The 25,565-nt window shown below is 61.4% G+C and carries 24 protein-coding genes; 4 read left to right on the top strand and 20 right to left on the bottom strand.

The genetic code is table 11. The features are described from left to right. Window positions 1–14 precede the first annotated feature (14 nt). A complete protein-coding gene (locus tag J5N58_RS14935; protein ID WP_112826988.1) occupies window positions 15–1,232 on the bottom strand; it encodes a TCR/Tet family MFS transporter in 1,218 nt (405 codons plus the stop codon). Window positions 1,233–1,540: 308 nt separating this feature from the next. Between J5N58_RS14935 and J5N58_RS14930 the strand changes: the two genes are divergently transcribed. After that, on the top strand, window positions 1,541–2,437 hold the full coding sequence (locus J5N58_RS14930; protein WP_244711430.1) for an MBL fold metallo-hydrolase: 897 nt from the start codon (window positions 1,541–1,543) through the stop codon (window positions 2,435–2,437). A 118-nt stretch (window positions 2,438–2,555) separates the two neighbouring features. On the opposite strand, the gene J5N58_RS14925 is transcribed toward J5N58_RS14930, so the two are convergent. The 16 genes from J5N58_RS14925 to J5N58_RS14850 form a co-directional block, all read right to left on the bottom strand. Further along, a complete protein-coding gene (locus tag J5N58_RS14925; protein WP_244711428.1) occupies window positions 2,556–3,374 on the bottom strand; it encodes an SDR family NAD(P)-dependent oxidoreductase in 819 nt (272 codons plus the stop codon). A gap of 67 nt (window positions 3,375–3,441) precedes the next feature. Then, window positions 3,442–4,263 (bottom strand): alpha/beta hydrolase, encoded by an 822-nt coding sequence (locus tag J5N58_RS14920; protein WP_113466193.1) that lies wholly within the window; start codon window positions 4,261–4,263, stop codon window positions 3,442–3,444. Window positions 4,264–4,301: 38 nt separating this feature from the next. Further along, a complete protein-coding gene (locus J5N58_RS14915; RefSeq protein ID WP_244711454.1) occupies window positions 4,302–5,138 on the bottom strand; it encodes an alpha/beta fold hydrolase in 837 nt (278 codons plus the stop codon). A 333-nt stretch (window positions 5,139–5,471) separates the two neighbouring features. After that, entirely contained in the window at window positions 5,472–6,407 is a 936-nt protein-coding gene (locus J5N58_RS14910) for an MBL fold metallo-hydrolase (protein ID WP_425314469.1), read from the bottom strand. Window positions 6,408–6,510: 103 nt separating this feature from the next. Next, complete coding sequence (locus J5N58_RS14905) at window positions 6,511–6,858, bottom strand: hypothetical protein (protein WP_244711424.1); 348 nt, start codon at window positions 6,856–6,858, stop codon at window positions 6,511–6,513. A gap of 213 nt (window positions 6,859–7,071) precedes the next feature. After that, entirely contained in the window at window positions 7,072–9,846 is a 2,775-nt protein-coding gene (locus tag J5N58_RS14900) for an ATP-binding protein (protein WP_244711422.1), read from the bottom strand. 205 nt (window positions 9,847–10,051) lie between these two features. Beyond that, a complete protein-coding gene (locus tag J5N58_RS14895; protein ID WP_113339926.1) occupies window positions 10,052–10,858 on the bottom strand; it encodes an IclR family transcriptional regulator in 807 nt (268 codons plus the stop codon). Between the two features lie 19 nt (window positions 10,859–10,877). Then, a complete protein-coding gene (locus J5N58_RS14890) occupies window positions 10,878–11,267 on the bottom strand; it encodes a RidA family protein (RefSeq protein WP_112826994.1) in 390 nt (129 codons plus the stop codon). 18 nt (window positions 11,268–11,285) lie between these two features. Continuing rightward, a complete protein-coding gene (locus tag J5N58_RS14885) occupies window positions 11,286–12,056 on the bottom strand; it encodes an amino acid ABC transporter ATP-binding protein (RefSeq protein WP_244711420.1) in 771 nt (256 codons plus the stop codon). An 11-nt stretch (window positions 12,057–12,067) separates the two neighbouring features. After that, entirely contained in the window at window positions 12,068–12,730 is a 663-nt protein-coding gene (locus J5N58_RS14880) for an amino acid ABC transporter permease (protein WP_113339927.1), read from the bottom strand. Window positions 12,731–12,737: 7 nt separating this feature from the next. After that, window positions 12,738–13,400, bottom strand: coding sequence for an amino acid ABC transporter permease (locus J5N58_RS14875; RefSeq protein WP_112826996.1), 663 nt, complete (start codon window positions 13,398–13,400; stop codon window positions 12,738–12,740). A gap of 73 nt (window positions 13,401–13,473) precedes the next feature. Further along, window positions 13,474–14,316 (bottom strand): transporter substrate-binding protein, encoded by an 843-nt coding sequence (locus tag J5N58_RS14870; RefSeq protein ID WP_112826997.1) that lies wholly within the window; start codon window positions 14,314–14,316, stop codon window positions 13,474–13,476. A 495-nt stretch (window positions 14,317–14,811) separates the two neighbouring features. Then, window positions 14,812–15,585 carry an ABC transporter permease gene (locus J5N58_RS14865; protein ID WP_112826998.1) on the bottom strand — a complete coding sequence of 258 codons (774 nt, stop codon included), beginning with the start codon at window positions 15,583–15,585 and terminating at the stop codon, window positions 14,812–14,814. Then, window positions 15,569–16,399: an ABC transporter ATP-binding protein gene (locus tag J5N58_RS14860; protein WP_112826999.1), complete on the bottom strand. Its 831-nt coding sequence runs from the start codon at window positions 16,397–16,399 to the stop codon at window positions 15,569–15,571. The genes J5N58_RS14865 and J5N58_RS14860 overlap by 17 nt, the downstream gene beginning before the upstream one ends. A 12-nt stretch (window positions 16,400–16,411) precedes the next feature. Then, window positions 16,412–17,413 (bottom strand): ABC transporter substrate-binding protein, encoded by a 1,002-nt coding sequence (locus J5N58_RS14855; protein WP_112827000.1) that lies wholly within the window; start codon window positions 17,411–17,413, stop codon window positions 16,412–16,414. Between the two features lie 45 nt (window positions 17,414–17,458). Then, window positions 17,459–18,541 (bottom strand): 4-oxalomesaconate tautomerase, encoded by a 1,083-nt coding sequence (locus J5N58_RS14850; protein ID WP_244711417.1) that lies wholly within the window; start codon window positions 18,539–18,541, stop codon window positions 17,459–17,461. A 114-nt stretch (window positions 18,542–18,655) separates the two neighbouring features. Here J5N58_RS14850 and J5N58_RS14845 point away from each other — a divergent pair, with 114 nt between their 5' ends. Further along, window positions 18,656–19,555, top strand: a complete 900-nt coding sequence (locus J5N58_RS14845) for a LysR family transcriptional regulator (protein ID WP_112827002.1) — start codon at window positions 18,656–18,658, stop codon at window positions 19,553–19,555. 256 nt (window positions 19,556–19,811) lie between these two features. Here the strand turns inward: J5N58_RS14845 and J5N58_RS14840 are convergent, their stop codons facing one another. Beyond that, window positions 19,812–20,864 carry a Gfo/Idh/MocA family protein gene (locus tag J5N58_RS14840; RefSeq protein ID WP_244711415.1) on the bottom strand — a complete coding sequence of 351 codons (1,053 nt, stop codon included), beginning with the start codon at window positions 20,862–20,864 and terminating at the stop codon, window positions 19,812–19,814. Between the two features lies 1 nt (window position 20,865). Next, window positions 20,866–21,648: a ThuA domain-containing protein gene (locus tag J5N58_RS14835; RefSeq protein WP_244711413.1), complete on the bottom strand. Its 783-nt coding sequence runs from the start codon at window positions 21,646–21,648 to the stop codon at window positions 20,866–20,868. Window positions 21,649–21,989: 341 nt separating this feature from the next. On the opposite strand from J5N58_RS14835, the gene J5N58_RS14830 reads away from it, so the two are divergent. Further along, window positions 21,990–22,553, top strand: coding sequence for an MgtC/SapB family protein (locus J5N58_RS14830; protein WP_342346000.1), 564 nt, complete (start codon window positions 21,990–21,992; stop codon window positions 22,551–22,553). Window positions 22,554–22,828: 275 nt separating this feature from the next. Beyond that, window positions 22,829–24,679, top strand: a complete 1,851-nt coding sequence (treZ, locus tag J5N58_RS14825) for a malto-oligosyltrehalose trehalohydrolase (RefSeq protein WP_244711411.1) — start codon at window positions 22,829–22,831, stop codon at window positions 24,677–24,679. A gap of 34 nt (window positions 24,680–24,713) precedes the next feature. On the opposite strand, the gene J5N58_RS14820 is transcribed toward treZ, so the two are convergent. After that, window positions 24,714–25,046, bottom strand: coding sequence for a four-helix bundle copper-binding protein (locus J5N58_RS14820; protein WP_112827010.1), 333 nt, complete (start codon window positions 25,044–25,046; stop codon window positions 24,714–24,716). Window positions 25,047–25,565 lie beyond the last annotated feature (519 nt).

The following is a 25,565-nucleotide window of genomic DNA, read 5'->3' as shown; positions in this document are numbered from 1 at the left end:
CGATCCGCAGCCCCTCAAGCCGACGAGTCCCGGGCCTGGCGACTTGCGGCAAGCGGCTCTTTCTTTTCGAACCGCAAACGCAGGATCATGATGGCGCCGATCCCATAGAGGGCGGCGACCAGCAGCCAGATCGCTCCCGGCCAGTCGGATCTCAGGGAGAGGTAGGCGCTCGAAAACCCGAGCGGAGCCAGGATGGAGGCGAGGCTGACCGCCGATTGCAGCACACCCTGGAATTTCCCTTGCTCCGCCTCGCTCACCTGGCGGGTGGCAAGCGACTGAAGAGCAGGGACACCTATGCCGCCGAGCGCCAGAAGCGGCATTGCCGCGAATACCATCCAACCCTGTTTTGCGCCGGCAAACACGGCAAGCGCGGCGCAGGCGCTCACAATTCCGGTGAGTATCGCACCTCGCTCGCCGAGCCGCTTTGTGGCAGGTCCGGGGAGCAATGCCTGTGCCAGTGTCTGGCAGGTGCCGTAGGTGCCAAGGGACAGACCGATCCACAGACCGTTCCATTGAAAGACGTCGTTGCCCCACAAGGCCCAGCAGGTGCCGTAAGCCTCACCCAGGCCGCTGAATATGAAGAATATGAACACAAGTGGCAGGACGCCCTCGATTGTGAAAGTCCAGCGGAGCGGTAGAAGCGGGTTCAATGCCCGGACGCGGACGTTTTCGCCGGTGGGCGAACGGGACTCGGGCAAGGCGAGAATGCACAGCAGGAAATTGATGCCGGTCAGAACCGCCGCTGCCACGAAGGGCAGCCTGACCCAACGATCGCCGAGCAGTCCCCCGAGGACTGGGCCGAGGATGAAGCCGATGCCAAACATGGCATTCAGCAGCCCGAAACGCCGCGGTCGCATTTCCTCGGACGATGTGTCGGTTATGTAGGCGGCAGCAACGGACATGTTGGCGCTGGTGAGGCCCGCAAGGGCCCGGCCAAGGAGCAGCAGCCAGAGGCTGGGGGCAAACGCCAGGAACAAGTAGTTGGTCATCGCGCCGATGAGCGAGATCAGCAGGACCGGACGTCGGCCATGGCTATCGCTGAGCGCTCCGAGCACTGGAGCAAAGACGAACTGCATGGCGGCATAAAGCGCCATCATGATGCCGATGTATGGCGTAACGTCGCCAACATGCGTGACGTCTTTCAGCAGCGAGGGAAGGACAGGAAATATCAGCCCGATGCCGACCGCATCGAGGGCGACCGTTATCAGGATAACGAGGAGAGGTTTGGTCATAGCGTTCGCTCCGGACGCCAGCCGGCGACGCGCGGGTGTGCGTGGCCGGAACCGTCCATTGAAGCCCGAGATGTCTCGGGTGCAGGTTTCAGGGAGACGCTGGCCGGCTCACATTTCATGTGGTCCGACGTGTGCTTGACCGCATGGACGAGAATTCGTCCACCTGCTTACTCGCGCCATTGGCGGATCAAGGTAAGCGGTCGCTTTTCGCGATGGCCATTTGGTAATTCGGGCTGAGTGGTCCGTCAAGCCCTTCGAGGAAGACGGACCTGAGGCGATGCGGCATCCATCCGCACAATTGATCGGCGATGGCGGTTGTGATCTTCTTCGCAAACTGCCCTCGAGAACGATGTCGGGAACTCGTCTTGCGCATCCACCACCTCAACTGCGGCTCGCATTGTCCCGTCGGAGGGCGCCTGTTCGACGGAACGAGCAATGGGCTGTTCGCACATATCTGCACGCACTGCCTGCTCGTCGAGACCGCGGATTTTTTGGTCCTTGTCGATACCGGCTATGGACTGAAGGACGTGATGCGGACATCGGCGCGAAGACTGCCGCTGACATGGCCGCTCATCCTCAACACCCGTCTGCGCGAAGGGGACACGGCTATCCGTCAGATCGAAGCGCTGGGCTTTTCGGCGCGGGATGTGCGACACATCTTACTCACGCATCTGGATTTCGACCATGCGGGCGGTATCGCGGATTTTCCGCAAGCGAGGGTCCATGTCATGACCGGCGAACGGAAAGCGGCGGAGAACGCGAAAGGGTTCGTCGCTCGGCAGCGCTACAGACCTTCAATGTGGAAAGACGTCACGGATTGGCGAATGTACGAAGCGGAAGGTGAAGCGTGGTTCGGGTTTCGGTCGGTCCGCGACCTCGACGGCCTTCCGCCCGAGATACTGATGATTCCGCTGCCGGGCCACACGACCGGCCATGCCGGGGTCGCGATCAGGTCGGGCGACCGCTGGCTCCTGAATGCAGGAGACAGCTTCATGCATGATCGGCAAATCGATGGGGTCCATCCGTACTGCCCGACGGGGATCGAAATCTATCAGGCCATCATGAGCACCGATCGGTATGCCCGCCTCGACAACATCGAGAGACTGCGTGATCTCAAACGGGATCACGGTTCGGAAGTGCGCATATTCGCCTCGCATGACAGCATTCAACTGGCGGCTATGCGTGGAGAGGCGCCATCGCGTTAGCGGCCGGTATGCGCCGCGATGGCCGTGCTTCCTCAAGGCCTGTGGCCGCGGACTGTCCGGTCCCGACCATTTTCATTCGCCATTGCCGATCAAAGGGGCGAGCCTACTTCAAAATCGATTAGTTCGGCGGGACAAGGTCATAGCGGTTGGTCGAGCCGAGATACCGGGCGGCTGGCCTGTCGAGGGAGAGATGCGGTCCCAAATCGTGGCGGGCATCGTTGAATGCCTTCCAGAGGCCTTCATTGCCGAGCGATGGTATCGTGACGAGTTCGCCAGCGTCGAAGCCGGATAGCGCAGCATCGACCATCTGCCCTGCGTCCATCATCATTCCTGCGGGGATAACGGAGCTGTCGAGACCAGCGCGTTTGAAAATCTCAGTCTTGGTGAAGCCGGGCATAACCGCCTGGATGCGGACGCCCTTGGGCCGAAGTTCGGCATCGAGCGCCTGTGTGAGCGAGAGCACAAACGCCTTTCCGGCAGCATAGCTTCCATTGAAGCTTTCTGGCATCAGAGCGACGACGGACGCAATGTTTATAATCGCTCCCGCGCCTTTGGCGACGAATGTCTTTGCGGCTGCGACAGTGAGTGCATGTAGCACATTGACGTTCAGATGCACCACTTGGTCGAGGACCTCCTCGCTGGAGTCCAGGACACTGCCGCTCGGCGCGATGCCTGCGCTGTTGACGAGAAGTTCGATATTCTCCTCTTCTCGGATGCGCTTGAGAAGAATGTCGAGGTCGCTATGCCTGCTCAAGTCGAGAGACAGCGGCGTGGTGGAGACTGCGTAACGCTCAGTCAATTTATTGGCGGCGTTGCGCAGTCGTTCAGGGTCTCGGGCGACCATGATGAGGTCATGGCCTCGGGCGGCGAGCCGGTCGGCGTAAACCGAACCGATGCCGGAGGATGCTCCCGTGACGATGGCAATGGGTCTGGTCATGGCGATCTCCTTAAATTGGCTGACAGGGACTTACCGCGCGTGAACTTTTCGGTCGCGCCATCGGGCGTCAGGCGGCATGGCCGACGGGGAGGGCGCTCACCTGGGACGCAGCGGGCCGCGCATGACGCTCGGCCCAGTCAAGCGCGAAATCGGCGACCTCTTCCCAGCCCGCGTCGATGCAGGTGAAATGCGAACGGTCGTCGAATATCTTGAGTTCGGTGCGAGACGCCGCGCGCTTCTGCTTGTCGTAGATCGCTCTCGTCATGCTTGCATCGGCGATGAGGTCGAGGCCGCCGCCGATCAGGAGGAGCGGCGCGCGGTCGGGATTGTCCCAGCGGATCTTTCCGACCGACGTCAGGATGCCGTCCCAATAGACCTTGCCAGCCGTCGGCACGATATAGCGATCGTAGTAATCGTCGACCCGATCCTTCGGGAGCGTATTGGCGAAGCGCGTGCCGAAGAACCGGCGCGACATATGCATGGTTCGCTTCCAGCTGCCCCAGGAGGCCAGCACCGGGAGGGCGGAGACGATCGAATGGATGCCGAGGCGCACTCCGGTCGTCGGCGCCGGATCGATCGCGACGCCGGCGACCCCGAGACCGCGGTCGAGCAGTATCTGGGTCCAGACCCCGCCGGCAGAGTGGCCCATCAGGATGGGCTGCTCCGGCAGCTTGCGGATCGCGGCTTCGAGGTGGTCGACGATCGCCTTCACGCCGACCGTCTTGAGCATGGGATGCGGATTGGCCCGCAGATCGGCCGGATCGCCGTCGTCATACGGCCAGTTCGGGGTCACGACGGAGTAACCCTTGGCTTCGTAGCGGGCCTTGAAGCCTTCCCAGCTCTTCGCATTCAGCCAGGCTCCGTGGATGAGCATGATTGTCTTCGTCATCGGAATTCTCCTTGTCGTGCTGTCCGGGCCTGGATGTCTCAGGACGAGGACTTGAAGAACGCCAGCAAGTCGGCGTTGATGACGTCCGGATGGGTCGTGCACATGCCGTGGGGCAGGCCCGCATAGGTCTTGAGCGTGCCGTTCTTCAGCAGCTTGACCGACAGTGGCGCGGAATCGGCGTAAGGCACAATCTGGTCGTCGTCGCCGTGCATCACCAGCACCGGAAGATCGATCTTCCTGAGGTCTTCGGTGAAGTCGGTTTCCGAGAAGGCCTTGATGCAATCGTAGTGCGCCTTGGCGCCGCCCATCATGCCCTGCCGCCACCAGTTCTGGATCACGCCCTCGGAGACCTGGGCGCCCGGACGGTTGAAGCCGTAGAACGGGCCCGCCGGCACGTCGCGGAAGAATTGGGCGCGGTTGGCGACCAGCGCAGCGCGGAAGCCGTCGAAAACCTCGATCGGCAACCCGCCGGGGTTCTTTTCGGACTTGACCATGATCGGCGGGACGGCGCCGATGATGACGGCCTTGGACACGCGGCCCGGTTTGGAGCGGGCGACGTAATGGACGACTTCGCCGCCACCCGTCGAGTGACCCACATGGATGGCCCCCTTGAGGTCGAGCTTTTCGGCGAGCGCCGCGACGTCGGCGGCGTAGGTATCCATCTCGTTGCCGGTGTCGGTCTGGGTGGAGCGGCCATGGCCGCGGCGGTCATGGGCGATGACCCGAAAGCCCTGACCGAGGAAAAACATCATCTGGTTGTCCCAGTCATCGGCAGAGAGCGGCCAGCCGTGATGGAAGACGATGGGCTGGGCGTCGCGCGGGCCCCAGTCCTTGTAGAAGATTTCGGTGCCGTCCTCGGTGGTGATGTAAGACATGATCGAGTTCCCTTTTTCGGTTGCTTTTTCTGCGGTGGCGGCCGGAGCCATCTTCGGGAGAGCCGCGACGGCGAGCGCCGCGCTTCCTCCGAGAAGCATGTCGCGCCGGGTCGCGATGATCGAAGCCTGTGCGATTGTGGTGGCGTTCATGGTCGTCTCCTTGGCGGGGTGAATGCCTCTGTTCGACGAGATGAAGCTTGGCGGAGCGGGCGATGTAACGCGAGTAAAGCGTCGTAAATCTCTGAGAATCGAAGTTCCGGGTGGCGTGCCGCCATAAGAAAAGGGACCAGGCTGCGCGGGCCCGGTCCCCTCCGGAACACGATCGGACTGTCGTCAGGCTGCGACGAACCTGTAGGCATCGCCCTTTTTTTCGGCGTATCCCACGCCTGGATAGGTCCAGTGGTAACCGAGCAGCTTCAGCTTTTCATTTGCGGCGCGGTCGAGCAGGTCGCGCCGATTTTTGAGTGCGAGTTCTGCATCGGTGTCGAATCCGAAATGCCACCGAGGATGCTGAAAGAAGATGACGTCGCTTGTGCAGGCGTCACCCGTGATAACGAGGTTGTCGCGGCCGGCGAGTTCGATGGAGATATGGCCGGGCGTGTGGCCGGGCGTATCGACGATGGACATCCCCGGGACGATCTGATCTCCTTCCTTCACCCGCGTGATACGGTCCTCGACGGCGAAAAGGTCTCGTCGGGCGCCCTTGGCGAAGCCATGCAGCGCGGCCGGCCGGCGCGTTTCGAAGTCCTTGTCGGTCCAGAAATCCCACTCCGCCTGGCCGATGAAGTACTCGGCGTTGGGATAGAGGAGCGTCCCGTCGGCGGCGGTTGTCGCACCCGAGTGGTCGGGATGGGCGTGCGTGAACACGATCTTGGTGATCGATGCAGGATCGACCCCGTTTGCCCTGAGATTGTCTGCGAGGCGTCCGGCACTGGGCTGGAAGTTGCCGCCGGCCCCGGTGTCGATCAGGATCAGGTCGCGGCCGTAGCGGATCAAGGGAACATTTGCCTGGACCCTCGCGCCCGTTTTGTCGCCGCCCATGGATTGCAGGATCGGTTCGCGAAGCTCGGGTGTGGCGTCAGGGAGCAGGATCTCGGCTGAGAGCGTGAGAAAGCCGTCGCTGAAGACCGAGATATCGAAATCTCCGTGGTCAAATCGATGCATGGCCTGAGCATAGGCGGGAACTCCCGCCACGCCTGCCAGCGCCGCGCCTGCCGCAAGTGAGAGGAATTGCCTTCGATCGATCGCATACGGGTGGAAATTGGTCATCGACATGTCTCCGACAGATTGGGTTGAACACGTCAATTCTGGGCGCATGCCTGCCTGCGGCCGAGTGAATGCTTGTGAATCGGTGCGAAAGGGCCTCGTCTTCTTAACCGAAGAATGAGGTGAGCCCGTCAAAACCGGCAGTCGCGGTGCGAACGATGAGGAGGCCCCGGCCGATCTGGCGCGCCGGCGAGGCGTGCGGAGGCACGACTTTCCTGCCCTCTTCCAGAAACAGAAGTTTCAGCGCTCTCGCGGGACCGGGGTCCGTCGGCTCGGCCGGAAAGAAAACCGCAAAGTCGAAGTCGTCGACGACGATCTGTTCGATGGTAAGCGCATCGGCGATGTCGCTCCGGGCCGCTTTATCGCCCAGGAATTTTGCGATCTCCGGCTCTTCCGCAAACTTGCGCATGTGGCCGGCGACAGCGGGGAAGCCGCCGCCTTCGCAAGCAAACACGACCTCAACTCCCGAATGCCGGAGGGCATTGCAGCTCCTTGCGACGTCCAGAGCAAGATCCCTGTCGGGGAAACCCGCTCTATCCTCGCCGTCCAATATAATCAGTGCTCTGAAGGGAAGGGTCGCCATGCCAATGCCTCTGTTGCCGACAGAATATGAGCGCGGCTGTGGGCGAGCCAGTGAGGCGTTGTAAATCGATGTAAAGGAGGCCGATCAGTGTAGAGCCCGGCGATCGGGTGCGTTAGGCTCGGCGGCGGGCAAGTCGACAATCTCGCTCTCTCCATCGGCGCCAAAAGCCGGCGGCAGCCACGGGAGGCTCGGGTCGAACCGTCTTTCCCATGCGATTGCGCCCTGTGTTTTCGCTTCGGTCCTGCCTGCCTCGAACCAAACGTCAGCAAGCGCGGACCCGTCTGGATCGCCACCCTCAAGAACCAGATGGCCCTTGATCCGAAGCAATTCCGGTTTGCACCAGCGCTCTCCCGACGTCTCGCAATGCGCAAGCGCCTCTTCGATCTTCACCACGGCTTCATCGAAACGGCGCAACGCCGCCAGTGCCTTCGCTTCGACCGATTGGAAATAGGTCTTGAACAGGACGAAGCCGGCGCGGTCGAGGATGGCCATGCTGGCCCGAAGCTCCTCCAGGCATCCGGGGGCATTTCCCTCCCAGAGCTTCACCTCCGCCTGGAAACAACTCGCATAGCAGTGCCAGACATCCAGCGACAGCGACTTCGTATGGTCTTTCAGCAGCGCGATATAGTCCCTGGCAAGGTCGATCTTGCCGAGCAGCAGCGCAAGCGGGCACGCGGCCTCCGCAAGCACGTTGGCCAGGGACAATTCATGTCCGATGGAGATGGCCTGTTCGACACAGGCCTGGGCCTCCGACAGCGCCCGTTCGCTCTCGCCCAGAGCCCAATGGTCCCGAGCGAGAATGATTCTGGCGGTGATCCGCTGATCGAACTGGAACCGGGTCGTCTGGCTGGTCGGCAGAGCGTCGTATTCGGCGATCATCTGCGTCAGGATTTCGCGCGACTGCGCATGTCGTCCAAGCCAATGCAGCGTCGCGCCCAGGATGCGCTTCGCAACGATCCGGTCCGCCGGATCGCGGGAACCCGCCGCAACGGTCGCGAACTGATTTGAGTATTCAAGTCCCAACTGAGGCTGCGCGCGGTTTATTGCATCGACCCACATGGCCCATATCGCACGGAGTTGATAGTCGACATCGCCGAGACGTTCCGCGATCCGCAAGGCCTCGGTCCACGCGTTGATTCCCTTCTCCGGGATCTCGGTCGACCGCATCTGCGGCCAGCCCAAAGCGGCGTAGAGTTTCATCCGGCGCCGCTCGTCGGCATCGGGGTGGGCGTCGAGATAGGCAATCGCCTTGGTAACGGCGATGAAGCACTCGTCGAGAAGCGAAAGACGGAAGAACAGCGGCAGGGCTGCGACAGTCAGCCGGACGCCGGTCATCTCGTCGCCGTCGGGCTCGAACGCCCATTCCAGCGCAAGCCTCAGGCTTGCGACATGCTGCGAAAAATCCTCGGACCAATCGTCCATCGATGCCAGGTAGAGTTCCTGTTCGCCCCTCTCGAAAAGGCTGGACAGATATTCGGCGAGCCGCAGCATGATCGAGCGATGGCTTCCGCTCTCCATGAGCTTTTCGGCGGCATAGAGGCGCGTCGTGTCCAGAAGGCGGTACCGGGTGGTATCCGACAGGGCTTCGGCGACAACGAGCGACTTCGCAACCAGGGTTTCGACAACGTCTTCGGGATCGGCAAGAACCGCCGTGGCGGCATCTGCCGTAAACCAGCCACGGAAAACGGACAATCGCTGGAGAGCCGTCTGCTCCACGGGGGAAAGGACATAGTAGCTCCAGTCGAGCGTTGCCCGCAGCGTTTGATGGCGCAGCAACGCCGTTCGCCTGCCTCTGCTGAGAACCCTGAAACTCTCCTTCAAGGATGTCGAGAGGGCTTTCACGGACATGGTGTCCATTCTTGCAGCCGCCAGCTCGATGGCGAGCGCGATGCCGTCCAGCTGCCGGCAGAGTTCCACAACGTGTACCACGTCGTCTTCGCCGAGCCGGTAACCGCCCCTGCACGCGGCCGCGCGCTCCACGAAAAGTTGGACCGCAGGCGACAGGGAAGCCTCCGATACCGACGTTCCGGTTTCAGGCAGTTCCAGGGGGCTGAGACGGTGTACCCATTCCCCGTAAGCCCTCAAGGGTTCCCGGCTTGTGGCGAGGAACCGCGCCGACGATGTGCGCCCAAGAATGGATTCCACGAAAAGTGCCGCTTCGTCGACGACATGTTCGCAACTGTCGAGCACGATGCAGATGTCGCGCTCCTCCATCACATCCGCTATCTCCCGGTCGATGTCGTCGGACCTTGAGAGAATGTCGAGCTTGGACGCCACTTCGGTCGAGATGAGTTCGCCCGAGCTCAATTCGGCGAGATCCACCCAAACGACTTCCGTGGACGATCGTCCCAGCACGGCACGCGCCACGGTGGACTTCCCGATGCCGCCGGGCCCAACGATGGTCAGAAGCCGCACGTTGAGCAAACGCTCGGACAGTGCCTCCACCACCTGGCTGCGCCCGAAGACCCTGGCGTTGATACGGCGTTCCGCAGGTGTCGGCGGAGCCGGTTTCCGGACCTCCATTTTCGAGACGGGGTTTGCAAGCGGCGTTGCCGCAGCGATGAAGGTATAGCCGCGACCGGGGACATTGTTGATATACCTGGGTTCGCGTTTGGTGTCTCCGAGAGCTTTGCGGATCGCGGAGATATGGACGCGCAGATTGGTTTCGTCCACGAAGGTGTCGGGCCAGGCGTGGCGAATGATCTCTGCGTTTGTGAGCAATTTCCCTGCGCTGGCGGTCAGGCAAGCCAGAATGTCGATCGCACGGCTTCCCAACGGAACGGGATCGCCATCCCGCGTCAGCGTACGCTTTCCCGGACTCAAGACGAACGGGCCGAACTGGACCTCGTCTTCCACCATCTTCCCGCCTTCCGCCGGGCCGACATCGGCCGCTTAACTGGCTACGCCCATCGAAGGATCAGGATAGCGAGCTTCGTGCGACAAGCAATACAATCTGACAATTGTTAATTGTGTTGCTTGGCCATGCCTGGGCCTGAAGCATTTCCGGCGAAGAGAAGACCGCCTTCAGTGCTCGTCTTCTTGTTTCTACTGTGTTGGAACCGCTCTAGCCCGCAGAACTGAACCTAGTCGTCTTGGCGTTGTAGCCCAGCTTTTCGGAGACCTCGTTTGCTGCGGTCAAAAGGCTTTCGAGATAGGCGTCGCGATTGCGCAGTCCGTCTTCGCGCGGGGTGACGAGGCACAGGGTCGCGATGCAGACGCCATCCGCCTGGAAGATCGGCACGGCAAAGCAGTGGGTGAAGTTCTCCACTTCGCTGTTGAATGTGAAGAAGCCGTCGCGGCTCGCCTGACGCACCTGTGCGATGAAGTCTCGGGGCTCCATGCGTTTGCCGCTCGGCAGGACAAAGTCCTCCGGCGGGATGAGGTCAACGATCTCTTGGTCGCTCAGGTGGGAGACCAGCAGACGACCCGAAGCCGTCCAGACGATGGAGACGAGTTCACCGACATTGGAGGAGATGCGGAATGGCCGAATGCCTTCCCGCATCATGGCGACGGTGTATTTGCGGCCTTCCAGCAAGCACATCTGCGCCGTCTCGCGTGTCTCCTCCGCCAACCGCACCAGCATGCGGTCGCATTCCCGCATCAGGTCGAACTGTTCGGCATAGGCCGTTCCAAGGAAATAGAGGCGGCGACCGAGAAATACCCGGCCGTCTCCCCCCTGGTAATCCAGCATCCCGTGACTGAGCAGCAGATTGACCAGTTCATAGATCGAAGAGCGCGGCGCGCCGATTTCCGACGCGATTTCGTTCGGCCGCATGGGCTGACGCTTCACGCGCAGGAATTCGAGTATCTCGAAAGCGCGATCCAGTCCCCGCGTGCGTCGCGAGATCGTGTCGCCTACGGCTTCCGTCATGCTCTTCTCCATAGTGTTTTCAGGCGCGATCGGCGCGATAAGCGATGCAATCCACCTCGACCTTGCAATCGACCATCATCCGCGACTGGACGCAAGCGCGCGCCGGCGGGTTTTCGCCGAAGTACTCGGCATAGACGCCGTTGAAGCTCCAGAAGTCGCGCGGATCGTCGAGCCAGACACCGACGCGCACCACGTCCTCGATGCCGTAACCCGCCTCATGCAGGATGGCAATGAGGTTCTCGATCGCCTTGCGGCTTTCCTCAACGATGCCGCCACGGACGATTTCACCCTTGTCCATCGGAACCTGGCCTGAAACATGCAGCCATCCATTGGCTTCGACCGCCCGTGCGAAGGGAAGGGGCTGTCCGCCCGCGCCGGTTTCGCCTGCACCGTAACGCTTTATCGTCATTGCATTCTCTCTTTTCTTTTAGTTGAAGCTGGATGTCTTCAGGAATTCGGCAAGACGTTCCGTCTTCGGCTTGATGAACATTTCCTTGGGATCGCCCTCTTCGCAGATGACGCCCTGATTCATGAAGATCACGCGGCCGGAGACCTCATAGGCGAAGCGCATCTCGTGGGTGACGAGCAGCATGCTCATGCCGTCGGCGGCGAGGTCTTTTATGACCTGCAGCACTTCGCCGACGAGTTCCGGGTCGAGCGCCGACGTCACTTCGTCGAACAGCATAAGCCGCGGCGCCATGGCGATCGCACGGGCGATGGCAACGCGCTGCTGCTGGCCACCGGAAAGCTGGCCGGGGTAGTGGCCCCCGCGTGTGCCGAGCCCGACGCGATCAAGCCATTTTCCGGCGATGGCCTCGGCCTCGTCCCGCCCCATTTTCTTGACCTTCACGAGACCGAGCATGACGTTCTGCAGCGCCGTCATATGCGGAAAAAGGTTGAACTGCTGGAAGGCCATGCCGGTCATGGCGCGCTGGCGGGCGATTTCCTTTTCGCTCTTGCGCTTGCGGCTCGCCCCGGAATGTTCGTAGCCGATTTCTTCCCCTGCCAGCCGGATAGACCCGCCCTGGAATTCCTCCAGCATGTTGATGCAGCGAAGCATGGTTGTCTTGCCGGAGCCGGACGAGCCGATGATCGAGATCACCTCGCCCTCCTGCATGGTGCAATCGACGCCTTTCAGGACTTCGAGCGTCCCGTATCGCTTGTGCAGATCCTTGATTTCGAGAAGTACCTTGCTCATGACATGCAGCCTCAGGACGGGACGGCGGTCTTGCGCTCGACATATTTGCCGAAGCGTTCGATGCCATAGTTGATGACGAAATAGAGAAACCCGGCGAAGAAATAGAACTGCAGGCTCATGAAGTTCCGGGAGATGATCTCCTGTGTGCGCAAGAGCAGTTCCGCGACGCCGATGACGGAAAGCAGCGTCGAGGCCTTGACCATTTCCGCTGCCGTGTTGACCCAGGCCGGCAGAAACTGCCGCAGCGCCTGTGGCCAGAGCACGTAGGCGAATGTCTGTCCGAAGGTCAGGCCGATTGCCTTTGCGGCTTCGGTCTGGCCTTTCGGGATGGCCTGCAGGCCGCCGCGGACGATTTCGCCGACATGCGACGAGCAGAAGATGGCCAGCGCCAGGACACCGGCCTGGAACGGCCCAAGTTCGATGCCGACGGTCGAGAGCACGTAGTAGCTTGCGAGAACCAGCACCAGCACCGGCGTGCCGCGGATGAAATCGGTATAGGCCCGCATGACGAACCGCAGCATCCGGTTGCCGTAGACGAGCGACAGGCCGACGATGACGCCGAGCAACGAACCTGCGACGATCGACAAAAGAGAGATCGACGTCGTGACGCCAAGGCCCTTGAGGATGACGTAGCGCGCGAGCCAGATCTGGTCGAGGAAGGCGGGAAAATCCATCATGACATTACCTCGGTACGGCCAGACGCCGTTCGGCGACACGCATCAGCGCCGCAAGCACGGAGCAGGTGGCAACATAAAGAGCCGATGCGACAATCCAGGTTTCGATAACGCGGAAGGTTTCGACATTGATCTTGCGCGCTTCGAAGGTCAGTTCCGGAACGGCGATTGCAGCGGCAAGCGACGTATCCTTGAACAGCGAGATCACCGTTGAAGACAAGGACGGCAGGACGTTGCGCAACATCAGTGGCGCGATGATCGAGGTGCGGATCTGCATCGGCGTCAGGCCGATCGCCAGTCCCGCTTCCGTCAGTCCCCTCGGGATCGACAGGAGGCCCGCGCGAAACACTTCCGCGAGATAGGCGCCGGAATAGATCGCGAGCACGGCGATGAAACTCTCGATCTTGCCGAGACGTATGCCGAGCTGCGGCAAGGCGAAATAGGCAAAGAGAACCAGGACCAGGATCGGCAGGTTCCGGATGATCGTGACGTAGGTGGCTGCCGGAGCCTTGACCCAGCCGCTTTTCGAAATCAGCGCGAAGGCGACGAAGAGACCGATCACGGCGCCGATCAGAATGGAAGCGAAAGCCAGGCCGAGACTGAGCAAGAGGCCTTCGAGCAGTTGGTCGAAGCTGCGCCAGACGGCGGCAAAATTGAGCGAGTAGCCCATAGTGTCATCCTGCCATAGCGGAATGGGAGAGGACGAAGGACAGGTGTCCTCCGTCCCAAGGGAGTTTCGAGGCTTACTTGTACTCGACCGGGAAGCCGATCTGCGGCGGCGCCAGATCCTTGCCGAACCAGGTCTTGTAGGACTTGGCATAGAAGTCGAATTCCACCCCGGTCATGGCTTCATGCAGCGCGGTGTTGACGAAGTTCAGCCAATCCTGATCGCCGCGCTTGACGCCGCAGGCATAGGTCTGCGGATTCCAGCCATATCCGGCGTCCTTGTAGCGGCCGGGGTTCTGCGTCATGTACCAGGCGAGGGACGACTGGTCGGTGGCGGCGGCATCCGCCCGGCCGGATTCGAGCGCCTGATAGATCAGATCGACGGAATCATACTGGTCGACCTTGGCCTCGGGCAGCGCGGCATGGACCATGTCTTCGGCATAGACGTTCTGCAGCACCGAGATGGTGACGGACGAGCCGGCCGCCTTCAGGGCCGCGTAGTCGGCATATTGGCCGTCAGCCTTCAGCATCAGGCCTACACCCTCGCGGTAGTAGGGGATGGTGAACGCAATCTGCTGGGCGCGTTCGCCTGTCACCGTCATGAACTGGCAGGTCAGGTCGACCTTGTCGGTGGTGATGTTCGGGATGCGGGCATCCGACGACTGGTTGACATATTCGATCTTGTCCGGGTCGCCGAAGAGCGCCTTGGCCACGATGCGGCCCATGTCGACATCGAAACCCTGAAGCTTGTCGTCGGCGCTTTTGAAGTGCCAGGGCGCATTGGTGCTGCCCGTGCCGAGCACGAGATGGCCGCGCGCAAGAACCTCGTCAAGCTTGCTGCCGTCTGCGAGTACCGGCGAGGCGGAAAGGAAGGTGGCGGCGACCAGCGACATCACGCCGGCGCGGAAGGAAATGTTCATGGCGGTTCCCCTTGGATTTAAGTCGTCTATCAATCCAATATAGCGGACATATGTCTGTTTTACTGGATTGATATATGAAGTCCTATGAGAAAGGTCTTGTCAATAGCCACGGATCGCGCATCGGCATATTGCTGTCGCGTCGCGGAATTTTCGGCGATGGATGGGTTGCGAGCCTTGAGGAGAGCGGGCTCTTTTTCGACTGACGACCTTGCCATTGTCGATACGCCGGCAGTACCGGGCGATCTCGCTGTCGCAAAGACAATATCGAGCGTTTTCAGTCCTATGCGGGATCGTCCAGGACTACGCGTCCGACCGGATAATCGAGGTGCGCAAGCCCTGGATGGGCGTGCGCGGGCCGCCGCTGGGGAGGCAGAACCGTTGGAGGGGGCAGGAAGGTCGTCACCTCCGGCGGGAGGTGCAAAACGGCTTCGTCCTCCCTTCCTGGGTGAAAGGGAGAACGCTTGTCAACAGGCTGGCCGATTGCCGGTAAGATCGTCAGGCAGGCCGTTCGGAAGCGCTTGGGCGCCACTTGATGAGATGCTTTTCGGCGATGTCCAGGATGCTGTCGATAATCAGCACGAAGATCGCGAGGATCAGGATGCCCGCGAAGACGCCGACTGCATCGAAATTGCCTTCCGCCTGAGCGATCAGATAGCCAAGCCCGGCGGAGGAGCCGAGATATTCCCCGATAATCGCTCCGACGACGGCAAAGCCGACCGAGGTGCGCAGCGACGAGAGAATCCAGCTTGCCGCCGCGGGGAAGTAGACGTGGCGGAGCAGGTCCGACCGCCTGGCTCCCAGAATGCGGGCGTTCGACAGCACCACCGGGTTCACTTCACGCACACCCTGCATGGCGTTGAAGAAGGTGACGAAGAACACCAGTGTCACGGCGAGCGCCACCTTGGACCAGAGGCCGAGGCCGAGCCAGAGGACGAAGATCGGCGCAAGCACGACGCGGGGGATTGCGTTCAGGCCCTTGATGAAGGGGTCCAGAATGCGCGCCGCCGAACGGCTGAGGCCGAGCCAGACGCCTGCCGCCACGCCAAGGGCCGTTCCGACCAGATAGCCGAGCACGGTTTCCGTCAGGGTAATCGCCACATGGCTGTAGAAGCCGGCGTCCATGATCCAGGATACCACTTGATTGAAGATGTCGACCGGAGCCGGGAAAAAGAAGACGTCGATGATGCCGGCCGTGACGCCGAGCTGCCAGCCGCCGACAATGGCGACCAGCAGCACGACCTGGATGAGACGTTCAGTCATGGCGTTCATAGCTTTTCTCCACTTCGCCGCGCAGCGATGACCAGATGTTGCGATAGAGATCCAGGAAGCGTGGATCGAGCTTGATTTCCGCGACATCGCGCGGACGTTCGAGATCGACGGGGAAACTGTCGATCACGCGCGAGCGCGGTCCGGCGGCAAGCACCACAACCCGATCCCCAAGGGCAATTGCCTCTTCGAGGTCGTGCGTAATCATCACCACGGCGCGCCGTTCCTCCTGCCAGAGCCGCAACAGCTCATTCTGCATCAGGTGTCGGGTATGGATATCGAGCGCCGAGAAGGGCTCGTCCATCAGGATGACCTTGGGGCCGGTAATCAGCGCCTGCGCCATCTGCACCCGCTTGCGCTGACCGCCGGAGAGCTGATGCGGGTAACGGTGCTCGAACCCTTTCAGTCCGACTTTCGCGAGCCACGTCATCGACTGCTCGCGTCGTTCCGCGGCGCCCACACCTTTGAACATGGGGCCGAGCTCCACGTTCTCCAGCGCCGTCTTCCACGGAAGCAGCGCATCCTGCTGGAACAGATAGCCGATGTCGTTCTGGACACCGCGCACCGGCTGGCCGTCGATCGAGACTGTGCCGCTCGACGGTTTCAGCAGGCCGGCGATCGCGTTCAGAATAGTGCTCTTGCCGCAGCCGGTGGGTCCGACGATGGCGAGAAACTCGCCGTCGGCGACGCTCAGATTCACGTCCTGCACCGCCACATAGGCGCCGAAGGACATGGTGACGCTGTCGATGGAAACCATCGACTTCGCCTGACGCGGACTGTCCGCCGGGGGTTTTGTCTTCACTACAGCCAATGCCATGACCTCCTCCTGTCAGTTGGCGACGACGGTGCCGACCTTGTCGACGAACGCGTTCGTGTAGGTCTTCGTCAGGTCGATTTCAGCCGTCGCGACTTTTTCGTTGAAACTCTTCAGGACGGCGAGCGGCGTCTTGATGTCTTCCTCGTCGATACGCCCGTCCTTGGAAAAGATCGCCTTCGCGTTCTCGACCGCCTTGATGTAGGTATCGCGATCCCCGGAGATGAACTCCTTCGGCAGCTTGTCGACGATCTCTTCGGCGGAGTGGCTGTTCATCCATTCCAGCGCCTTGACGGTCGCATTCGTGACCTTCTGGACGGTCTCGGGATTGTCGTCGATGTAGCTCTGTGTCGCGTAGAGAACGGAGGTCGGATAGATGCCGCCGTAGATCGCCTTGGCGCCTTCGTCGCTGCGTCCGTCGATCAGGATCTTGCCGACACCCTTGGCCTCGATGAAGGTTGCCGCAGGGTCGTAGTTGACCAGGAGGTCGACCTTGCCCTGTTCGAGTGCGGCGACCGCCGCCGAGCCGGAGCCGACGCCGATCAGGGAGACGTCGTTTGCGGACAGGCCGTTGCGCTGAAGATAATAGCGGACGAAGAAGTCGGAAGACGAGCCTGGCGAGGTGATGCCGATCTTTGCGCCCTTGATCGTCTCCGGCTTGGCCGGATCGAATGCGCTGCCCTTGCCGCCGGCCAGCACGAGCCCGGAGTTGCGGGCGAGCTGCACGAAGGCGACGACGGCCTTGTTCTGCGACTGCATCTGGATCGTGTGGTCATAGAAGCCGACTGCAATATCCGTCGAGCCGGCCACAAGCGCCTGAAGCGTCTTCGAGCCGCCCGATGCGAAGTTCTCGACGGTTACGTCCAGGCCTTCCTTCTCATAAAGGCCGAGACCCTGGGCGACCGGGAAAGGCAGATTGTTCAGGTTGTAAGAGCCGACACTGATGCGGACGGGGTCCGCGAAAGCTGAACCGGCAAAAGCGACTGTTGCCGCGAGGGCGAGCATGAATTTACGCATGATATTCTCCTCCTGTTGGTGGTGCCCTCCCGGCAACCACGGTTATTATGCCGCACAACCCAGTTGCGTGACAGGTTTTGCGAAGACTTGTCCGTCGAACAGCCGCCTGGCTGTCCGCAGTATCCCGGCAACGATCTTGCCGTCTCTTTCATGAAGCTTGACATTCAGCTGGCCGCTGGGGTGCTCGATGGAAAGCACCAATGGCGGTTTGCGGGCGCCGACAAGAAGGGAAGCAACCGTGCCGTCGGTGATGCAGGCGGTCGCGATCCCGACGGCGCCGGTCGTCGCAAGCGAGGGATGGCATTGATGCGGCATGAAATAGCGCACATTGATGTCACCGCCTGAATTCGGCCTCGATATGAGGACGGGCTTCGGGGTCACCTGGTTGCGCACGTCGCCGAGGCCCATCCGCTCGCCGGCCGCGATGCGCAGCGTTTCGAGCCGTTCCAGCAATGCCCTGTCGGCATTGAGTTCGGCCGCTGTCTCGAAGCCACTTGCGCCGATCGCGGCTGCCTCGATCAGCATCATCGGCATCGCACAGTCGATGCAGGTGACAGCCACGCCATCGATCACGTCCACCGGCTTGCCGGTCGGAAAAAGCTGGCCTGTCCGCGCTCCCGCGGCATCCATGAATGTCAATGCGATCGGTGCTGCACGGCCGGGAACGCCGTCAATTGCAGCATCGCCGAGATAGGAGACGACGCCGTCCGGAGTGGGAACTTCGGCGTCGATCAGCTTGCCGGTGTTGACGTTGTAGATCCGAACGAGCGTCGTTCCCCTGCGTGCGGGGACAAGCCCGGCTTCGATGGCAAAGGGGCCAACCGCAGCCAGCATGTTGCCGCAGTTCGGGGAAGTATCGACGATCTGTTGATCGACGCGCACCTGCGCAAAGAGATAGTCGACATCGGCGCCGGGAATACTCGGCGGCCCGACAATGGCCACCTTGCTCGTGACGGGGTTGCCGCCGCCAATGCCGTCGATCTGCAGCGGATGGCCCGAACCCATTACCGAGAGCAGGATCCTGTCGCGCTCACGAGTATCGGCGGGAAGATCGTGTGCGAGGAAGAACGGTCCCTTCGATGTGCCGCCTCTCATCAGTACGCAAGGGATCGCGAGCAGGTCGTTCATCGCTTGTGCTTCCGTTGAAATTATGTCATCGCCGTATCAATTGGCGCCGTTTGATCCAATTATCGGAAGAAGCGTTTATTTGTGAAATGCTAAGAATCGGAGGATTGATGCAAGATGAGCATTAATTGCGAGATACTCGATCTTCGAGCCTTCCTAAGCGTCGTGGAACTGGAGAGCTTTCATCGCGCGGCCGACGCTCTGCATCTGTCACAGCCGGCGCTGAGCCGCCGCATTCAGAAACTCGAGCAGGTCATCGGGGCGCCGCTCCTGGAACGGACAACCAGGCATGTGTCCGCGACAGCTCTCGGTACCGAGCTCGTGCCGCTCGTCAGGCGCATGCTGGAGGAGTTCGACGGTTCGCTTTTTGCGGTCCGTGACGTCGGACCCAATCGAGGCGGACTGGTGACGATCGCATGCCTGCCCACCGCGGCGTTCTATTTCCTGCCGACCGTTATCCGCCAGTTCAATGCGGAGTATCCGAACATCCGCTTTCGTATCCTCGACTTGCCGGCGACCGACGGTCTTCAAGCGGTGGCGCGAGGGGAGGTGGAGTTCGGCATCAATATCATGGGCACATCGGACCCGGATCTGGTGTTCGATCGGCTCGTGGAAGATCCGTTTGTGCTGGCTGCACGCAGGGATCACCCGCTCGCCGCCAAGTCTACGGTCGGATGGGCGGAGCTTGAGCCCTACCATCTGATTACCGTTCATCGATCGAGCGGCAACAGAACCCTGCTCGACGCGGCCCTGGCAAAATCGAATATCAAGCTGCGCTGGTTCTACGAGGTAACCCATCTGTCCACCTCCCTCGGACTGGTCGAGGCAGGCCTCGGGATTTCGGTGCTGCCCCAAATGGCAACCCCGCGGGAAGATCATCCGTTTCTGGTCACCCGCCCCATCCGCAATCCGGAGATATCGCGCACCATCGGCGTGGTTCGCCGCCGCGGCGGCACCTTGTCCCCGGCGGCAGAGCGGTTTCTCAAGATGCTGATAGATGTATGGGGAGGCGATTGAGACGCATGAGGGAGCCGACCGCGTCAGGTCGGACGCTTCACCGGCCACTCGCGGTCGTCATTGACCTCAAGCTCCGCCTCACGTCTCGCCCTGTTTTTATTTAAGGAAGATGGCCACGGGAAAGGCGATGCCGGTGGTGGACGTCGCTTTCGATGCATAAATCAGGGTCGAGCAGCCCCTTCAAGGCGATTGCCGGAGGTCCATTCTCGCCTCTCCCGCGCATACCGCGGTCTTTCTCGCAAAGCCGTGGCTCCGGTCAAAGCGGCAGCTCACGGCGTTCGATCTCCGCCAGCATGGCGAGGTCGAGGACCTTCTGGAGTTCGGCGGCATGGCGGAAACTCGGCTCCTGCACTCTGCCGTCCCGGATCGCAGCGACGAACTTCTCATAATTCGTCGCAATGGGATCGACGTTGATCTCCCGCCAGACGGCAAGTTCCACGTCTTCCTGCAGGCAGGCCCTAAGCCTGGAGGCATCCATCCTGTGGATCACCTCAAGCGCCCCCTTGTCGCCATGCATGCGCAGCCTGAGTTCGTTCAGATGCCCCGTTGCCCAGCGGCTCGCGTGAATGACGCCAATCGCACCGTTGGTAAATTCCGCCGTCATGGTGAAACTGTCATTGGCGTCGAGTTCATATTCCCCGATGCGGTTGCCGGGCACCTTTTCATAGGTTTTTAACCGGGCAAAGATGTGGTCGATATCGGTTGCGGCGCCATAGGCCGCGAAGTCGAGAATATGAATGCCGACATCGCCCAGGACGCCGTTGGAGCCGTGTTTGGTCGAAAGCCGCCAGAGCCACTGGGTTTCGGTCGACCAGTCGCCCCAGGCCCTCGATACAAGCCAGCTTTGCAGATAGGACGCCTCGATATGCCGGACCGTCCCGATCTCGCCCGCAAGCACCATCTGCCGCGCTTTTTGAACCTGCGCGACATTGCGGTAAGTCAGGTTGACCATGTTGACCAGACCCGAAGCCTCCGCCGCAGCCGCCATTTCGGAGGCCTGCGCATATGTTTCGGCAAGCGGCTTCTCGCACATCACGTGCTTGCCGGCCTTCAGGAGCCGAAGCGTCGTCGGATAATGCACGCGGTCGGGCGTGACGTTGGTGGCAGCGTCGAACTGTCCCCATTCGATGGCTTCTTCAAGGGAGGTGAAGCTGTTCGCAATGCCGTGGCGGACTGCGAAGGCACGCACCTTCGCAAGGTCGATATCGACGGCGCCGACCAGCTTGACGCCGGGAATGGTCGAGAAGTTCATGGCATGCCTGTCGGCCATGCCACCTGTTCCAAGAACCAGAAGACGAACGGGTTCCATGTCAGCGATACCCTGCCTCGCCGGCCTGGTGCAACTTCGGGCCTCGTTCGGAAATGGGTTCGGGTGCGCTGTCGACCGGCACGTTGGGCGCCTCGTGGCATTGGATCGGCGCGGGCTGGGGATTGCAGGCCCAGTGAACCGCGTTGCGGATCACCTTCTGTACGGTTGCGTCATGAAAGGTCGGATAGGTTTCGTGTCCGGGACGGAAGTAGAAGATGTTGCCGGCCCCGCGCCGCCAGGTGAGGCCGGAGCGAAACACCTCTCCGCCGGCGAACCAGGAAATGAAGACGGTCTCCAGCGGTTCCGGGACAGAAAAGAACTCGCCATACATTTCCTCGTTCTCCAGCACGAAATTGTCGGGAATGCCGGAGGCGATGGGGTGTCCGGGATTGACGGTCCATATGCGTTCCCGCTCTCCGGCCTCGCGCCATCTCAGCGCGCACGGCGTGCCCATCAGCCGCTTGAAGGGTTTGCAGAAATGGCCGGAATGAAGAACGACGAGGCCCATTCCTTCATAAACGCGGCGCGCAACCCGCTCCACCACCTCGTCCGACACGGCTCCATGGTCCCGGTGTCCCCACCAGATCAGGACATCCGTTTCGTCGAGACGGTGGGCAGGCAGTCCGTGTTCAGGCTCCTGAAGGGTTGCCGTCGATGCGGCAATCGCCTCGTCGCGCCGGAGCGCCTCCGCAATCGTCGTGTGCATGCCGTCCGGATAGATGCGGCCGACCGTCTCGTTGAGGTGTTCGTGAATGTTTTCGCCCCACACGATTGTTCTAATCATCGTCACTGGTCTCCGGTTTGCTGATTGCCCGGCCTGGGTTCATTGGGGCTGCTCCGCATTGGCCGGTCGCTGGCAGGCAAATCGCTCACGATCGGACGGCGGCATCGTCGCGACATGGACCTTGTGTCCGGACCGCCCCGGCCGGCGCGACAGTCGCCGCAGGCGCGGCAGGCAGCCTCCTCGTCATATATGTCTCCTTCCGAGAGCGTGGATATCTGGCCAAGATAACAGCCTGAAACCGCTTTGGTTCCGGCGGCGTCCGCCGAATGCTCGCTTGCCGTGGGCGGCGGGCCCATCCCCGGAAGCGCTCCGGCCGTTTTTCGGCAAGGCAGGAACAAGGCGTGGCCACGGACGTTGTGGAGACCATGGAAACGATCCTCGCCGATTTCGCCCACGAAACCCATCTCTCCATGGGGGCGGTGACGCTGCGCCTTCTGATTGCCCTGATTTGCGGTGCCGTTGTCGGTATCGAACGGGAGTGGCAGCAGCGGCCGGCGGGATTGCGCACCCATATCCTCATCTGCCTTTCCGCCGCGGCGCTGGCGATTTCGGGCATAGAGATAACCTATCTTTCGACCTTCCAGTCGGATGCGATCAGGATCGATCCGCTGCGCCTGATTGAAAGCCTGACCAGCGGGGTGGCCTTTCTGGCTGCGGGCACCATCGTTTTTGCCCGCGGTGAGGTGAAAGGGCTGACCACCGGCGCCGGCATGTGGCTTGCCGGCACAATCGGTCTGGCTGCCGGGCTCGGCCTCTGGCAGATCGCGGTTGTCACCACCGTCTTCGCCGTCATCGTTCTCTGGCTTCTCCGCCGTCTGGAGGTAGGCCTGAAATTTCGGGAAGGCGGGGACACGTCTTCCGACCAGGGCAAGCAGACAGGCAAGGACCCGCATCCTTCTCCGTGACGCTTGCCACGTGGGCGGGCAGAACACGACATCTTCGAAAACAAGCCGATCGATTTGAGGTCAGGTCATCTCTCGTCGTCCTGTCGTCTTTCCTGCGCTTTGAATTTGAAGGTTCGCCGGGATCGAAATCCGTCACAGCGTCTCTCAGCGAGAGCGGAAGCCGGCAATGTCGGGCCGCGTTCGCCCGGAGACCCGCATCGGGAGGAAAATAGCTGCGGCGGAACCGCTGTGCCGGTCACGGAGTTCAAGCCTTGCAGACGATCGCGGAGGCGGCAATGAACGAAATCCCGGCCAGCAACACTTCGCTCACGGGGTCCACGGAACGGCTCCTGTTTCGCAAATGGGGCGCCGAGTTCGTCGGCACCGGTCAGGTGCGGTTCCGGTTATGGGCCCCAAAGGTGGAGGAGGTCGGGCTGAAGCTCCATGGCAACGATGCGCCGATGTCTCCGACGGGGGACGGCTGGTATGAATTATGGGCGGACGGGGTTTCGGTCGGCGATCCCTATCAGTTCATTCTGCCGGACGGGCGGATGGTTCCCGATCCCGCCTCGCGACAACAGCAGCGGGATGTTCACGGTCCCTCGCTGATCGTCGATCCGACATCGTTTACCTGGCAGAATGCCGAGTGGCGGGGCCGTCCCTGGCACGAGGCGGTCATCTACGAATTGCATGTGGGGGCTTTTACGCCGGAGGGAACCTACGAGGCGGCAATCGGCAAGCTCAAGGACCTCGCGGAAATCGGGATCACCGCCATCGAAATCATGCCTCTGGCTGCCTTCAGCGGGGCGCGGGGCTGGGGCTATGACGGCGTGCTTCTCTACGCTCCCCATCCCGATTACGGTCCCCCGGACGATCTGAAGCGACTGATCGATTATGCGCACGGCCTTGGAATGATGGTCTTCCTCGATGTGGTGTACAATCATCTCGGCGTGTTCGGAAATTACATGCCGCTTTATGGTCCCGCGTTTTTTAAGGAAGGCGGGACGCCCTGGGGCCCTTCGCTTAATTTCGATCTGCCGGAAGCACGGGAATTCGTCGTCCAGAATGCGCTATACTGGCTCGAAGAGTTCTTCTTCGATGGACTGAGGTTCGATGCGGCCGATTATCTGGCCGGGACGGGAGACAGGAAACCCCTCCTCGACGAGATCGGCGAAAGGGTGCGGCAGGAGTTTCCCGATCGACTTGTCCATCTCGTCATCGAGGATCCGCGCAACGTCACCGGACCCCTGGAGGATACGGAGGGACGTGGCCCGCTTTACCGGGCGGAGTGGAACGACGACTTTCACCATGTCGCCCATGTCATCGCGACGGGCGAAACGATTGGCCATTTCGCGGACTTTGTCGACGACCGCTGGAACAGGATGCGAAGGGCGCTCGCGGAGGGTTTCGTCTATCAAGGGGAGCCCCGGCCGTCACACAAGGGACGGCCGAGCGGCGAGCCGAGTGGGCATCTTCCGCCGATCTCCTTCGTCAATTTCCTGCAGAACCACGATCAGGTGGGCAATCGTCTCAAGGGAGACAGACTGCGCAGCCTGGCAGACGGCCAGCTGGTCGACGCCCTGTCGGCGATCCTCTTGCTCAGCCCGCAGATTCCCCTGATGTTCATGGGCGACGAGTTCGGTTCCCGCCAGCCGTTCTGCTTTTTCTGCGATCATCCGGAGGAGAACCATGCGGCCGAAAGGGACAACAGGCTGCGCGAGGCGGCGAATTTCCAGCAAATAACGGATCGCGACGTGCCGGATCCCAATCTTTCTGCGACATTCCGGATGTCGAAGCTGGTCTGGGAAGAGGCGGACAGCGAGGACGGGCGGCGTCACCGCAAGTTCATTGCGGATCTCCTGCAGAAACGCAGGCACCTGATCTGGCCTTTCATCGAAAGCCTCGCAGAGGTTTCGGGGCGAAGTCTGGACGCGGTCGACGGTGTCGTCGCCATCGACTGGACAGCGGGGGATTGCCGGATTGAACTGCGGGCGAACCTGACCGGGGATCTGCTATCCTGCGCGCCGGTGACCGGGAATGTTTTCTATCGATATCCCGCCGATCTTTCGGTCGATATCGGCACGCGGGATTGCCGTCTGCCCGGCTATACCGTCGTCTTTGCCGCGGCGAGGCTCCAGCCGCAATAGCGGCCGGCCTCGTCGCTGTCTCGTTGCGGGATAATTATGCAGCCATTTTCCGGCAGCTCTCGGCGCAGCGGCGGCATGCGTCCACGCAGCTCTGCATATCGCCGATCGCTTCGCAGTCGCGGGCGCATTCCTCACAGATTTCCGCGCATTCGCGGCAGACATGCCTGTGGTGCTGCGAACCGATCAGCATGAAATGGGCGGCCGTGCGGCATATTTCCGCACAGGCGGACATCAAACGGAAATGGGACGGTTCGGTATGCCTGCCGCCGGTTTCCAGGCAATGCCCCATCGCTGTCGAAAGGCACTCGCGGTAGCACGCCAGACAATGATCGATGCAGGTTTTCATCTCGGGTGAAATATGTTTCACGAGGTTTTCCTCCGTCGGTTGGTTGCGTGACCTAACGGCATGGATGCGGAACCGTTCCCTTTTGCCTCTCCATGCGGCGCAAATAATCCGGGGAAGGGCAGGAATTCTGGAACTCTCCGCCGGGGCGCGAGTTAGACACTCGTTTTGAATATCGGGAGAAACCACATGGACGAGCGGAGCAGGGAAGAACGGATTCGCCAGCGTGCCTACGAGTTGTGGGAGGCGGAGGGGCGGATCGACGGCCATCACGAACGGCACTGGCACGACGCCAGCGAGGAGCTTGAGCAGGCGTCGGCCATCTCTGAGGCCGGCGAACAGGCGGATGACGCAGGCGCAAACGTAGCCGCCCCGAAAGTGAAGTCCAGGGCGGTCCGTCCGTCCAAAACAGCCTGAAGACGTCGCCCCGAGACGATTTTCCATGCGGCGGCCTGGGCCGCGATGGGCAGGAAGAGCGTCTTCAGCCTGTACACTCCGGCTGAAGGCGCTTTATCCGGAACGCCGGTTCGGTCTTCCGCTCGC

The organism is Paenirhizobium cremeum, assembly GCF_022884085.1.
Taxonomy (GTDB): Bacteria; Pseudomonadota; Alphaproteobacteria; order Rhizobiales; family Rhizobiaceae; genus Allorhizobium; species Allorhizobium cremeum.
Note: the sequence above shows the minus strand (reverse complement) of the source record. Positions and strands in the feature narration are given on the sequence as shown.

Bases quoted from the DNA above. Each gene is read 5' to 3' on its own strand.
- J5N58_RS14935 (WP_112826988.1), bottom strand. From the start codon at position 1,232: ATGACCAAACCTCTCCTCGTTATCCTGATAACGGTCGCCCTCGATGCG.
- J5N58_RS14930 (WP_244711430.1), top strand. From the start codon at position 1,541: ATGGCGGTTGTGATCTTCTTCGCAAACTGCCCTCGAGAACGATGTCGG.
- J5N58_RS14925 (WP_244711428.1), bottom strand. From the start codon at position 3,374: ATGACCAGACCCATTGCCATCGTCACGGGAGCATCCTCCGGCATCGGT.
- J5N58_RS14920 (WP_113466193.1), bottom strand. From the start codon at position 4,263: ATGACGAAGACAATCATGCTCATCCACGGAGCCTGGCTGAATGCGAAG.
- J5N58_RS14915 (WP_244711454.1), bottom strand. From the start codon at position 5,138: ATGTCTTACATCACCACCGAGGACGGCACCGAAATCTTCTACAAGGAC.
- J5N58_RS14910 (WP_425314469.1), bottom strand. From the start codon at position 6,407: ATGACCAATTTCCACCCGTATGCGATCGATCGAAGGCAATTCCTCTCA.
- J5N58_RS14900 (WP_244711422.1), bottom strand. From the start codon at position 9,846: ATGGTGGAAGACGAGGTCCAGTTCGGCCCGTTCGTCTTGAGTCCGGGA.
- J5N58_RS14895 (WP_113339926.1), bottom strand. From the start codon at position 10,858: ATGACGGAAGCCGTAGGCGACACGATCTCGCGACGCACGCGGGGACTG.
- J5N58_RS14890 (WP_112826994.1), bottom strand. From the start codon at position 11,267: ATGACGATAAAGCGTTACGGTGCAGGCGAAACCGGCGCGGGCGGACAG.
- J5N58_RS14885 (WP_244711420.1), bottom strand. From the start codon at position 12,056: ATGAGCAAGGTACTTCTCGAAATCAAGGATCTGCACAAGCGATACGGG.
- J5N58_RS14880 (WP_113339927.1), bottom strand. From the start codon at position 12,730: ATGGATTTTCCCGCCTTCCTCGACCAGATCTGGCTCGCGCGCTACGTC.
- J5N58_RS14875 (WP_112826996.1), bottom strand. From the start codon at position 13,400: ATGGGCTACTCGCTCAATTTTGCCGCCGTCTGGCGCAGCTTCGACCAA.
- J5N58_RS14870 (WP_112826997.1), bottom strand. From the start codon at position 14,316: ATGAACATTTCCTTCCGCGCCGGCGTGATGTCGCTGGTCGCCGCCACC.
- J5N58_RS14865 (WP_112826998.1), bottom strand. From the start codon at position 15,585: ATGAACGCCATGACTGAACGTCTCATCCAGGTCGTGCTGCTGGTCGCC.
- J5N58_RS14860 (WP_112826999.1), bottom strand. From the start codon at position 16,399: ATGGCATTGGCTGTAGTGAAGACAAAACCCCCGGCGGACAGTCCGCGT.
- J5N58_RS14855 (WP_112827000.1), bottom strand. From the start codon at position 17,413: ATGCGTAAATTCATGCTCGCCCTCGCGGCAACAGTCGCTTTTGCCGGT.
- J5N58_RS14850 (WP_244711417.1), bottom strand. From the start codon at position 18,541: ATGAACGACCTGCTCGCGATCCCTTGCGTACTGATGAGAGGCGGCACA.
- J5N58_RS14845 (WP_112827002.1), top strand. From the start codon at position 18,656: ATGAGCATTAATTGCGAGATACTCGATCTTCGAGCCTTCCTAAGCGTC.
- J5N58_RS14840 (WP_244711415.1), bottom strand. From the start codon at position 20,864: ATGGAACCCGTTCGTCTTCTGGTTCTTGGAACAGGTGGCATGGCCGAC.
- J5N58_RS14835 (WP_244711413.1), bottom strand. From the start codon at position 21,648: ATGATTAGAACAATCGTGTGGGGCGAAAACATTCACGAACACCTCAAC.
- treZ (WP_244711411.1), top strand. From the start codon at position 22,829: ATGAACGAAATCCCGGCCAGCAACACTTCGCTCACGGGGTCCACGGAA.